This window comes from Pseudomonas sp. DW-iso17, from assembly GCF_058725345.1.
The window spans coordinates 109,644-121,217 of sequence record NZ_JBZXEA010000048.1 but is presented as its reverse complement, the minus strand read 5'-3'; the positions used below and the strand labels follow the sequence as shown (position 1 = coordinate 121,217).

The following is an 11,574-nucleotide window of genomic DNA, read 5'->3' as shown; positions in this document are numbered from 1 at the left end:
CCCCAATAACAGTTCTACGGCAGGCCGCCTTTTTTCGGCCCCTACAACCAAGGATTTTCCGATGAGCATGCTCAAAGACCCGTCTTCGAAATACCGCGCGTTCCCGACCATCGACATCCCGGACCGTACCTGGCCGTCGAAGACCATCACCCAAGCGCCGATCTGGTGCAGCTCCGACCTGCGTGATGGCAACCAGTCGCTGATCGAGCCGATGGACGCGGTGAAAAAGCTGCGCTTCTGGAAGACCCTGGTGGCCGTTGGCGTAAAGGAAATCGAAGCCTCGTTCCCTGCCGCGTCGCAAACCGACTTCGACTTCGTGCGCACCCTGATCGAAGACAACCACATCCCCGAGGACACCACCATCCAAGTGCTGACCCAGGGTCGTGAAGACTTGATCGCACGCACCTTCGAATCCCTGCGCGGCGCGAAGAAAGCCATTGTGCACTTGTACAATGCCACCTCGCCGTCGTTCCGCCGCATCGTGTTCAACCAGGACAAGGACGGCATCAAGGCCATCGCGGTCAACGCCGCCAAGCTGTTCGTCAAATACGCCGCCCAGCAGCCGGAAACCCAGTGGACCTTCGAATATTCCCCAGAGACCTTCAGCGCCACTGAGCTTGAGTTCGCCAAGGAAGTCTGCGACGCGGTGATCGAGGTGTGGAACCCCACGCCTGAGCACAAGATGATCCTCAACCTGCCCGCCACGGTTGAATGCGCCACCCCTAACATCTATGCCGACCAGATCGAGTGGTTCGGTCGCCATATCAACCGTCGTGACAGCGTGATCATCAGCCTGCACACCCACAACGACCGTGGCACTGGCGTGGCGGCCACCGAGTTGGGCCTGATGGCCGGCGCTGATCGTGTGGAAGGCTGCCTGTTTGGCAACGGCGAGCGTACTGGTAACGTCGATTTGGTCACCGTGGCGCTGAACATGTACACCCAGGGCCTGGACCCGCAGTTGGACTTTTCTGACATTGACGGCGTACGTAAAGTGGTCGAGGAATGCAACCAGATCCAGGTGCACCCACGTCACCCGTATGTCGGCGACCTGGTACATACCGCGTTCTCCGGCTCGCACCAGGACGCGATCCGCAAAGGCTTCTCCCAGCAGAAAGACGATGCGCTGTGGGAAGTGCCGTACTTGCCAATCGACCCTGCGGACATTGGCCGCAGCTACGAGGCCGTGATCCGTGTGAACAGCCAGTCAGGCAAGGGCGGCATCGCCTACTTGCTGGAGCAGGAATACGACATCAGTTTGCCCCGTCGCATGCAGATCGAGTTCAGCCAGGTGGTACAGGCCGAAACCGATCGCGTGGGCCTGGAGATGACCGCGCCACAGATCTACGCCTTGCTGCAGCGTGAGTACTTGCAAGCCAACACGCCGTACGCGCTGGTCAGCCACCGCCTGCAGGAAGAGAACGGCAACAGCTTTGTCGAGGTGGAAGTCTCCGGCAAAGGCCAGGGCGAAACCAACTTGCACTGGAAAGGCAAAGGCAACGGCGCGCTGGAAGCCTTGGTGGCCGGCTTGCCGATTGGCGTTGAAATCATGGACTACAACGAGCATGCGATTGGTGCGGGTACCAATGCCAAGGCGGCGGCTTACATTGAACTGCGCGTGAACGGCGAACGCCCGGTGCATGGGGTGGGGATCGATGAAAACATCACTACCGCCAGCTTCAAGGCGCTGTTCAGTGCGCTGAACCGCTCGTTGAGCCAGTTGGAAGCCAAAGCGGCGTAAGCATTGCCGTAATGCAAAAGGCCCCTGGGTGAGAATCCAGGGGCCTGATCGTTCCCACGCTCTGCGTGGGAATGCAGCCCTGGACGCTCTGCGTCCGCCCTTAGAAGCAGTACGCAGAGCGTCCCAAGAGGCGTTCCCACGCAGAGCGTGGGAGCAATCTCAGAGCCTCAGACAAACTGAAAGCTATCGGCATCTAGATTCGCCGGGAATCGTGTACGGTAAGCCGCCAGCTCCGCCGCATCCAGGATCACCTGGAACACCCCATCCGCCTCCCCTGCACTCAGCAAAGTCTCACCCTGGAAATCCAACACCTGGCTATCGCCGGTGTAGGCAAACCCCTTGCCGTCGGTGCCCACCCGGTTCACCGCCGCCACGTAACACAGGTTCTCAATGGCCCGTGCCGGCAACAGCCGATTCCAATGCTGACGCCGAGCGCCCGGCCAGTTGGCGGTGTACAGCAGCAGGTCCGTATCCTGGGCGTCGCGGCTCCACACCGGGAAGCGCAGGTCATAGCAGATCAGCGGGCGAATGCGCCAACCCTTCAACTCGAACTGCACCTGGCGCTCGCCGGGGGTGTAATGGTCATGTTCACCGGCCATGCGGAACAGGTGGCGCTTGTCGTAATGCAAGACCTCACCATCCGGCCGCGCCCACAGCAGACGGTTGCGGTGGCTGCCATCGGCGGCCTGGATGATCACACTGCCGGTAATCACGGCCTGATACTTTGCCGCTTGGGCTTGAAGCCAATGATGGGTGGGGCCGCTTTCCGGCTCGGCGAGGGCTTCTGATTCCATGGAAAAACCGGTGGTGAACATCTCTGGCAGCACAATCAAGTCGGCGCCTTTGGCCTGCTCCAGCAGCAACTCGAAGTGTTCGAAGTTGGCCTGGCGGTCATGCCAGGCCAGGCTCGTCTGCACCAGGGCAATGTTCAGATTGGGCAGTGCACTCAGATCGCGCATAGTTTTTCCGCCGCTTGTCGCAACGTCTCCTCGCGTTTGGCAAAGCACAGGCGCACCAGGCGCTGGCCTTGGGGTGGGTGCTGGTAGAACACCGAAACCGGAATGGTCGCCACGCCATGTTCGCGGGTCATCCACAGGGACATGGCGACGTCATCCAGGTCTGGGCGAATCTGCGAGTAATCCACCAGTTGGAAGTAAGTGCCGGTCACCCGGGTAAAGCTCAAGCGCGATGGCGCCAGCAGGTCGCAGAACAGGTCACGTTTGGCCTGGTAAAAAGCCGGCAGTTCGTCGACATGCTCCGGATGTTCGGCCATGAAGTCTGCCAAAGCGTACTGCAAAGGGGTGACGCCGCAAAAGTTGACATATTGATGCACCTTGCGCAGTTCAGCTGTCAGGGCCGGCGGCGCGACCACGTAACCGGTTTTCCAGCCGGTCACGTGATAGGTCTTGCCGAAGGAGCTGACCACAAAGGCGCGCTGATACAGTTCCTGATGGGCCAATATGCTGACGTGGGGCACACCGTCGAATACCAGGTGTTCGTAGACCTCATCGCTGACCAGATAAATATCACGGTCGCGGATCAGTTCGGCCAACTGGTCCAGCTCGGCGCGGCTGATCAGCGCGCCGGTGGGGTTATGTGGCGAGTTGATGATGATCATGCGCGTGCGCGGTGAGAGCGCGGCCTTGATCTTGTCAAAGTCGAGGGCGAAGCCTTGCAGGCTCAATTGCACATGCACGCAGCGACCACCGGCCAGCTCGACCGACGGCTCGTAGCTGTCGTAGCTGGGGTCGAACACGATGACTTCATCGCCGTTGCGGATGACCGCCTGGATCGCGCAAAAGATCGCCTCGGTGGCGCCTGGGGTGATGGTCACTTCGCTGTCGACATCCACTGTGACGCCATAACTGCGGGCGATCTTGGCCGCCACTTGCTGACGCAACACGGGCAGGCCGGTCATCGGTGCATATTGGTTATGGCCGAGGGCGATATGCTTGCCCACGGCATCGAGTAAACCTTGCGGGCCATTGAAATCGGGGAAGCCCTGGGACAGGTTGAGCGCGCCGGTTTCAGCGGCGAGTTGCGACATGGTGGTGAAAATGGTCGTGCCGACATTCGGCAGCTTGCTGGTGATCATCGGAAGCCCCTGCAGGTGAACCCCAAGTTTTAAGCTGCCCACTGCATCGGGTCAAGACACAAACGGTCGCGCATAAAAAAGGGCTCCAAAGGAGCCCTCTCTTGCAGCGTGTCGCTTACAACGCAAAGCTGCCGTTATTTCTTGTCACGGCGCTTCTTGTCGGCTTTCTTGTGGTGAGTCATCAAACGACGCTTCTTGTTCACCTGACGGTCGGTCAGTGTGTTCTTGTTGCCTTCGTATGGGTTCTCGCCACCCTTGAACTCGATACGGATCGGCGTACCGACCAGTTTCAAGACACGGCGGTAAGTGTTTTCCAGGTAACGCACGTAGGACTTGGGCACCTTCTCGATCTGGTTACCGTGGATCACGATAATCGGCGGGTTGGCACCACCCAAGTGGGCGTAACGCAGTTTGATCCGGCGGTTGTTGACCATCGGCGGCGCGTGCTCGCCCACCGCGTCTTCCAGGATCTGGGTCAGGCGGTTGGTCGGCCAGCGGGTAACCGCGGACTTGAACGAGTTCTGTACGGACGCGTAGAGGTTGCCCACGCCGGTGCCGTGCAGTGCCGAGATAAAGTGGATATCGGCGAACTCGACGAAGAACAACCGGCGCTGCAGCTCGATTTTGACGAAATCGCGCTCGCTCGGCGTCATGCCGTCCCACTTGTTGATCGCGATCACAAGGGCCCGACCGGCTTCCAGGGCAAAGCCCAGCAAGTTGAGGTCGTGGTCCACCACGCCTTCGCGGGCGTCCATTACGAAGATCACCACGTTGGCGTCTTTGATCGCTTGCAGGGTTTTGACCACGGAGAACTTTTCAACTTCTTCGTGGATCTTGCCGCGCTTGCGCACACCGGCGGTGTCGATCAGCGTGTACTTCTCGTCGTTACGCTCAAACGGGATGTAAATACTGTCGCGCGTGGTGCCGGGTTGGTCATAGACGATAACGCGGTCTTCACCGAGCATACGGTTGACCAGGGTCGACTTGCCGACGTTCGGGCGGCCGATGATAGCGATCTTGATACCGTCTTTTTCGCTCGGGCCAGGAATGCGCTTGGCTTCCTCACCTTCAGCGACGATCTCTTCCTCGCCCTCTTCTTCCTCGACGTCATCCTTGGGGAAGTCGCGCAGGGCGATTTCCAGCATCTGGGTGATGCCGCGACCGTGGGCACCGGCGACCGGGATCGCATCGCCCAGGCCCATCGGGCTGAATTCGGCACGGGCTGCCTCAGGATCGATGTTGTCGATCTTGTTGGCGACCAGATAGGAGCGCTTGTTGCGCTTGCGCAGGTGCTCGCCAATCATCTGGTCGGCAGCGGTATAGCCCGCGCGGGCGTCCACCAGGAACAACACGACATCGGCTTCTTCAATGGCCAGCAGTGACTGCTCGGCCATTTTTTCGTCCATGCCATGCTCGTCACCGGAGATACCACCGGTGTCGACAATAATGTAGGAGCGCCCTTGCCACTTTGCCTCACCGTATTGGCGATCACGGGTCAGACCGGACAAGTCGCCGACAATGGCGTCGCGAGTCCTGGTCAGGCGGTTGAACAGGGTGGACTTGCCGACGTTAGGTCGGCCCACCAGGGCGATTACGGGAACCATGCGGCTCTCCACTTCGTTATTTCAGAAAATACAAAAGCCGCTGCAGGGCAGCGGCTGGTGCTCGGGGCAGCATCGTCAGATGCCGCATGCCCCGCCGAAGCAGGGCCGCCTGGGGGTTACCCCAAGCATAGTCAAACCTTTACTTGATGGTCAGGGCTTCCAGCTTGCCGCCGTTGCCATACACATAAAGCATGTTACCCACCACCAGCGGACGCGCACGCAGGCCGTCGCTGTCGATACGCTGGCGACCGACAAAACGACCGTCCACCTGGCTCAGCAGGTGCAGGTAGCCTTCGAAGTCACCCACCGCGACGTAGCTGGAAAAGACTTCCGGTGCCGACAATTGACGGCGAGCCAGGGAGTCATTGCTCCACAGTGCAGTGGTGGAACGCTCATCCACACTTTCAACGGTGCCGGATGCCAGGCTCACATAGACGCTGCCAAACCCTTGGGCGACACCCGCATAGCTGGAGGCATCACGCTGCCAGTTGATGCGACCGCTTTGCAGGTCCAGCGCGGCAACACGACCCTGGTAGGTGGCGACGTAGAGGGTCTCACCCGACAGCAGCAAGCCGCCGTCGATGTCTACAACGCGATCCAGTTCGGAACGACCTTGCGGGATGGCCACACGGGTTTCCCAGGCCGGCACGCCGTTCTGGGTATTCAGGGCAACCACTTTACCGGTCGACAGGCCAGCAACGGCCAGGTTGTTGGTCACAATCGGACCACTGGTACCGCGCAGGGTCAACACCGCTGGGGTGCTGTCGTACAACCAGCGTTGGTCGCCGGTGGAGGCATCCAGGCCGATCACGCGGTCATCCTGGGTTTGCACCACGACGATATCGCCGTTGGTCGCCGGTGCCGAGAGCACTTCACTGGTCACGCGAGCGCGCCATTTCTCTTCACCGGTGCTGGAGTCCAGCGCGACCACGTCACCCTTGAGGGTACCGATCAGCACCATGCCGTAGCCGACGCCCACACCGCCGGAAACCGGCAGTTCGAGGTCTTTCTTCCACTTGACGTCGCCGCTCATGCGATCCATGGCAACCACGACACCAGTGGAATCAGTAGCCACGATGTTGTCGCCGTCAATCGCCGGCTGCAACAGGTTGTAGAGGTCGCCCTGCCCATCACCAATGGATTGGCTCCATTGTTTTTGCAGGACCACTTCTTCCTTGAAGCTGGTCAGCTCGGCAGGAGGCAGTTCTTTTTTGCTGTTGCTGCTGCAACCCGCGGCCAAAACGGCCAGAGCCAGCAATGCTGCATGTTTCCAACGGATCACGTCACGCATCCCCTTTGGCCAAGTCGTCGAGCTTGATTTGTAAGCCACCGACCGCCGCTTCATCAGACAGCGCCGCCTTGGCTTTTTGGTACGCAGCATGGGCTTCGTCGGTACGACCCAATTGGACCAACAGGTCGCCCTTGAGCTCTTCGCGAGTGGCCACGAATGCCTTGTCAGCATCGCCGTCGAGCAGTTTGAGTGCTTCGTCAGCCTTGTTCTGTGCCGCCAATACCTGTGCCAGGCGCTGACGTGCGATTTCACCCAGGGTCGGGTTGGTCGGCTTGTCGGCAATGGCCTTCAGCTCGGTGACGGCGTCATCCAGCTTGCCGGTATCGACCGCGACTTTCGCGACGAACAGGCTGCCGTACTGGGCGTAGGTGCTACCGCCGAATTCGTTCTTCAGCTTGCCGGCCAGATCCGCCACCTGCGCAGGGTCAGGCTTGCCGTCCGGGGTCAGGGTAGTTTCCAGCAGTTGCTGATAAACGATCGAGGCACCTTGGGACTGGTTGGCCTGATACTTGGTCCAGGCTTGCCAGCCGAACACCACCACTAGCGCCAGCAGGCCGCCTGTGACCAGGGGCTTGCCGTTACGCTGCCACCAGTCCTTGAACTCGGCCAGTTGCTCATCATCAGTACTCGACACCCCAATACTCCTTAATCGCTAAATTCGGCTGTTCGACAGCTTCAACCCTGCACGATGCAGGTGGCCAAGTGCGCAGCGAGCGCATCAAAGGCAATGTTCTGTTGTTCACCCTGGCCACGCAGGGGTTTGAAACCTATCACTTGCTGGGCCAGCTCGTCATCGCCGAGGATCAGTGCGTAAAGCGCACCGCTCTTGTCGGCCTTCTTGAACTGGCTCTTGAAGCTACCAGCGCCGGCATTGATCTGCAGGCGCAGGTTGGGCAACTGGTCACGTACTTTTTCGCTCAAGGCCAGGGCCGCCAGTTCGGCAGCCTCGCCGAAAGCGCACAGGTACACGTCCACCTGACGGGAAATCTCTTCCGGAACCTGCTCCAAGGTTTCCAGCAGCAGGATCAGCCGCTCGATGCCCATGGCAAAGCCTACGCCGGGGGTCGGCTTGCCGCCCATTTGCTCGACCAGGCCGTCGTAGCGACCACCGGCACACACGGTGCCCTGGGCGCCGAGCTTGTCGGTGACCCACTCGAACACGGTCTTGCTGTAGTAGTCGAGGCCACGCACCAGCTTGGGGTTGATCACGTAGGGAATACCGGCTGCATCCAGACGAGCCTTGAGGCCCTCGAAATGCACGCGGGACTCGTCGTCCAGGTAATCAGCCATTTTCGGCGCATCGACCAGCACGGCCTGGGTGTCGGCGTTCTTGGTATCCAGCACGCGCAACGGGTTGGTCTTCAGACGGCGTTGGCTGTCTTCGTCCAGCTTGTCCAGGCGGGCCGACAGGTATTCGACCAGGGCTTCGCGATAGCGACCCCGGGACTCGCTGGTGCCCAGGCTGTTGAGTTCAAGCTTGACCGCATCGCGGATGCCCAGTTGGCCCCATAGGCGCCAGGTCAGCACGATCAGCTCGGCGTCGATGTCCGGGCCGTCCAGGTTGAAAACTTCGCAACCGATCTGGTGGAACTGGCGGTAACGGCCTTTCTGCGGGCGCTCGTGGCGGAACATCGGGCCGATGTACCAGAGCTTCTGGGTCTGGCCACCACCGGTGATGCCATGTTCCAGTACGGCACGCACGCACGCGGCCGTGCCTTCCGGACGCAGGGTCAGGGAGTCGCCGTTGCGGTCTTCGAAGGTGTACATCTCTTTTTCGACGATGTCGGTCACTTCACCGATGGAGCGTTTGAACAGCTCGGTGAACTCGACGATCGGCATACGGATCTGCTTGTAACCGTAGTTATCCAGCAGGCGCGCGACAGTGCTCTCGAAGTAGCGCCACAGTGGCGTCTGCTCCGGCAGGATGTCGTTCATGCCACGAATGGCTTGCAGAGACTTGCTCACATCAGATCCTTAAATTCGTTCAATCAGCCGCGAGCGATCAGCGCTGCGTCAGCGGCGACCTTCTCGGCCGCTTTCTCGCGGATCAGCTTTTCCAGCTCGTCCACCAGATTGTCATTCGTTAGCTTCTGCGACGGCTTGCCGTCGATGTAAATCAGGTTTGGTGTACCACCGGTCAGGCCCACATGAGCCTCTTTGGCCTCGCCCGGCCCATTGACCACACAACCAATCACTGCGACATCCAGCGGCACCAGCAGGTCTTCGAGGCGCAACTCCAGGTCGTTCATGGTTTTCACCACGTCGAAGTTCTGCCGCGAGCAGCTCGGGCAGGCAATGAAGTTGATACCACGGGAACGCAAACGCAGGGATTTTAGAATGTCGTAACCGACCTTCACTTCCTCAACGGGGTCTGCCGCCAGGGAGATGCGGATAGTATCGCCAATCCCTTCGGCGAGCAGCATACCGAGACCCACCGCAGATTTCACTGTGCCTGAGCGCAAACCGCCAGCTTCGGTGATACCCAAGTGCAGCGGCTGCACGATTTCCTTGGCCAGCAGGCGATAGGCTTCTACCGCCATAAACACGTCGGAAGCTTTTACGCTGACCTTGAAGTCCTGGAAATTCAGACGTTCAAGGTGTTCAACGTGGCGCAGGGCCGACTCGACCAGCGCCGCCGGAGTGGGCTCGCCGTATTTCTTTTGCAGGTCTTTTTCCAGGGAGCCGGCGTTGACGCCGATGCGGATCGGAATACCGCGATCACGGGCAGCGTCCACCACAGCACGCACGCGGTCTTCACGCCCGATGTTGCCGGGGTTGATACGCAGACAGTCCACACCCAGTTCGGCCACGCGCAACGCGATCTTGTAGTCGAAGTGAATGTCGGCAACCAGCGGTACCTTGACCAACTGCTTGATACGACCAAAGGCCTCGGCTGCGTCCATGTCTGGTACGGAAACTCGCACGATGTCCACACCGGCCGCTTCCAGACGGTTGATCTGGGCCACGGTGGCCGCTACATCGTTGGTGTCGCTGTTGGTCATGCTCTGCACTGCGATAGGGGCATCGCCACCCACCGGCACCGAGCCGACCCATATCTTGCGAGATACGCGACGTTTGATTGGAGATTCGCCGTGCATGACTATTGTCCCAACTTGAGGCGAGCGGTCTCGCCACTGGTGAACGGCGCCACGTCTACAGGCTGGCCGTTGTAGGCCACTTGCGCGCCACGGGCGAAGCCCAGACGCAGCGTCAAAGGAGGCTTGCCGCCCTGGTCAAGCGTATCGCCCTTACGCTTCAAACCGCTGAACAGCACTTTGCCGTTGCCATCGGTAACTTGCGTCCAGCAGTCAGCGATGAAGGTAATTTGTACGCGCCCGTCACCGGCGATCAACGCCGGAGTGGTGGGAGGCGATATCGCCGGCGCTGCGGGTGCGGCTGGCGCAGGGGTCGCAGGTGCAGGAACCGCCGGAGCCTGTGCCACGGGTGCTGCGGGAGTGGTCGGAACAGCCGGAGCCGGCACCGCAGCAGGGTCCACGCCAGCATCTGGCGTGGACTGTTCGGCAGTGGCCGGTGCTTGCGGCGCGGCTTGCCCTTCTACCACGGCCTGGTCTTCCGGCTCGTCCAGCGGATGAATCTGGGTGGTGCCATCGGCGCTTTCGACTTCGACGTGCTCCATGGCGTTGCTGGTCAGGTCTTTGCTGCGCAGGGAGGCTTGGTCTTGCCACCAGACGAAACCGCCGCCGACCACGGCAACCAGCAACAACAGGCTGACAATCCGCAAAATCGTGTGGGAAACCCGCGTTGGCTCTTCGATGCGCCCAAGGCCATGGACATTACTGCCCTGGGCATCGGTACCGGTGAACTGGTCGAATTCCTGCACCAGTACGGCCTGGTCGATACCCAACAATTTGGCGTAGGCGCGGATATAGCCGCGGGCAAAGGTATGCCCAGGCAGCTTATCGAACGCGCCGGCTTCCAGGTTGGCCAGGGAGGTGCTGGTCAAATTGAGCTTGAGGGCCACTTCCGCCAGCGACCAACCATTGCTTTCGCGGGCCTGGCGCAAGGTTTCGCCTGGGTTGACGCGATTAGCTGCTACATCTTCCGGGTGCGCGGCTTTCATCATTGCTCCGACAGGTATTGCTGATATTCCGGCGTACCGGGATAGAGTCGTTCGAGTTGCTGGCCAAAACGTGCGGCCGTGTCGTGTTCTTCATGAACTGTCGCCAGGCGCACACCGAGCAATAGACTACGTGCATTTTGCCCGCTGAGCAGGCTAAAACGCTCGTAATAGTCACGTGCCGGCACATAATGCCTGTCTTCGTAAGACAACTCAGCCATTTCGAGTAATGCCCGTGGCTGGCGACTGTTCAGGTGCAGGGCTTTTTCCAACTGCTGGCGAGCGCTGTCGCGCTGACCGAGGCGCATCGAGGTCACACCAAGGTTCTCGAACACCCGCGAACGCTGCGGGTAGAGAGTATCGGTGGCGGCTTGCTGGAAATAACGTGACGCCAGGTCATACCGTTTCTGCTCGAACAGGAAACTGCCGTAGTTATTCAGCAGCCGCGGATCGGCAGGGCGGGAGGCCAGGGCCTTGTGAAAATAGCGGTCGGCCAGCTCGGGCTCAGCCTGAGCCTGAAACACCAGGGCCAGCGCGGCGTTGGCATCGGCATCATCAGCGTCCAGCTCAAGGGCCTTTTTCAACGGCACCTTGGCCTGCTCGCTCATGCCTTGGCGCAGGTACCCCAAACCCAGTTGCACATAGGCAACCCGCGCCTCATCACGGCCTTTATCAGTGCGCAACGGGCTGTCATGGCCCGATGAAACGCAACCGGCCACGAGGCCGGTAAACAGTAAAAGCAGCGCAAGGCGCAAGGGCATAGAG

Annotated in this window: 10 protein-coding genes; 1 reads left to right on the top strand and 9 read right to left on the bottom strand. The window is 60.2% G+C overall.

Annotation, left to right across the window (positions count from 1 at the left end):
• Positions 1–61: 61 nt before the first annotated feature.
• Positions 62–1,741 (top strand): 2-isopropylmalate synthase, encoded by a 1,680-nt coding sequence (leuA, locus tag AC4PS6_RS28235; protein ID WP_014719812.1) that lies wholly within the window; start codon positions 62–64, stop codon positions 1,739–1,741.
• A gap of 167 nt (positions 1,742–1,908) precedes the next feature.
• Here the strand turns inward: leuA and AC4PS6_RS28230 are convergent, their stop codons facing one another.
• The 9 genes from AC4PS6_RS28230 to pilW form a co-directional block, all read right to left on the bottom strand.
• The gene (locus tag AC4PS6_RS28230; RefSeq protein WP_014719813.1) at positions 1,909–2,700 is read right to left on the bottom strand and encodes an amidohydrolase; all 792 of its coding nucleotides are present in this window, start codon (positions 2,698–2,700) and stop codon (positions 1,909–1,911) included.
• Complete coding sequence (locus tag AC4PS6_RS28225) at positions 2,688–3,836, bottom strand: pyridoxal phosphate-dependent aminotransferase (protein WP_019817224.1); 1,149 nt, start codon at positions 3,834–3,836, stop codon at positions 2,688–2,690. The genes AC4PS6_RS28230 and AC4PS6_RS28225 overlap by 13 nt, the downstream gene beginning before the upstream one ends.
• Positions 3,837–3,970: 134 nt before the next feature.
• A complete protein-coding gene (gene der, locus AC4PS6_RS28220) occupies positions 3,971–5,440 on the bottom strand; it encodes a ribosome biogenesis GTPase Der (RefSeq protein WP_005791167.1) in 1,470 nt (489 codons plus the stop codon).
• 139 nt (positions 5,441–5,579) lie between these two features.
• Complete coding sequence (gene bamB / locus AC4PS6_RS28215) at positions 5,580–6,731, bottom strand: outer membrane protein assembly factor BamB (protein ID WP_014719815.1); 1,152 nt, start codon at positions 6,729–6,731, stop codon at positions 5,580–5,582.
• Complete coding sequence (locus tag AC4PS6_RS28210) at positions 6,724–7,365, bottom strand: YfgM family protein (protein WP_014719816.1); 642 nt, start codon at positions 7,363–7,365, stop codon at positions 6,724–6,726. Before AC4PS6_RS28210 ends, bamB begins: the two co-directional genes overlap by 8 nt.
• A gap of 41 nt (positions 7,366–7,406) precedes the next feature.
• On the bottom strand, positions 7,407–8,696 hold the full coding sequence (gene hisS / locus AC4PS6_RS28205) for a histidine--tRNA ligase (protein WP_336827165.1): 1,290 nt from the start codon (positions 8,694–8,696) through the stop codon (positions 7,407–7,409).
• A 23-nt stretch (positions 8,697–8,719) separates the two neighbouring features.
• Positions 8,720–9,829: a flavodoxin-dependent (E)-4-hydroxy-3-methylbut-2-enyl-diphosphate synthase gene (ispG, locus tag AC4PS6_RS28200; RefSeq protein WP_003175952.1), complete on the bottom strand. Its 1,110-nt coding sequence runs from the start codon at positions 9,827–9,829 to the stop codon at positions 8,720–8,722.
• Between the two features lie 2 nt (positions 9,830–9,831).
• Positions 9,832–10,812 carry a RodZ domain-containing protein gene (locus AC4PS6_RS28195; RefSeq protein ID WP_336827164.1) on the bottom strand — a complete coding sequence of 327 codons (981 nt, stop codon included), beginning with the start codon at positions 10,810–10,812 and terminating at the stop codon, positions 9,832–9,834.
• Positions 10,812–11,570 (bottom strand): type IV pilus biogenesis/stability protein PilW, encoded by a 759-nt coding sequence (pilW, locus tag AC4PS6_RS28190; protein ID WP_014719819.1) that lies wholly within the window; start codon positions 11,568–11,570, stop codon positions 10,812–10,814. Before pilW ends, AC4PS6_RS28195 begins: the two co-directional genes overlap by 1 nt.
• Positions 11,571–11,574 lie beyond the last annotated feature (4 nt).

Bases quoted from the DNA above. Each gene is read 5' to 3' on its own strand.
- ispG (WP_003175952.1), bottom strand. From the start codon at position 9,829: ATGCACGGCGAATCTCCAATCAAACGTCGCGTATCTCGCAAGATATGG.
- AC4PS6_RS28195 (WP_336827164.1), bottom strand. From the start codon at position 10,812: ATGAAAGCCGCGCACCCGGAAGATGTAGCAGCTAATCGCGTCAACCCA.
- der (WP_005791167.1), bottom strand. From the start codon at position 5,440: ATGGTTCCCGTAATCGCCCTGGTGGGCCGACCTAACGTCGGCAAGTCC.
- leuA (WP_014719812.1), top strand. From the start codon at position 62: ATGAGCATGCTCAAAGACCCGTCTTCGAAATACCGCGCGTTCCCGACC.
- AC4PS6_RS28230 (WP_014719813.1), bottom strand. From the start codon at position 2,700: ATGCGCGATCTGAGTGCACTGCCCAATCTGAACATTGCCCTGGTGCAG.
- AC4PS6_RS28225 (WP_019817224.1), bottom strand. From the start codon at position 3,836: ATGATCACCAGCAAGCTGCCGAATGTCGGCACGACCATTTTCACCACC.
- pilW (WP_014719819.1), bottom strand. From the start codon at position 11,570: ATGCCCTTGCGCCTTGCGCTGCTTTTACTGTTTACCGGCCTCGTGGCC.
- bamB (WP_014719815.1), bottom strand. From the start codon at position 6,731: ATGCGTGACGTGATCCGTTGGAAACATGCAGCATTGCTGGCTCTGGCC.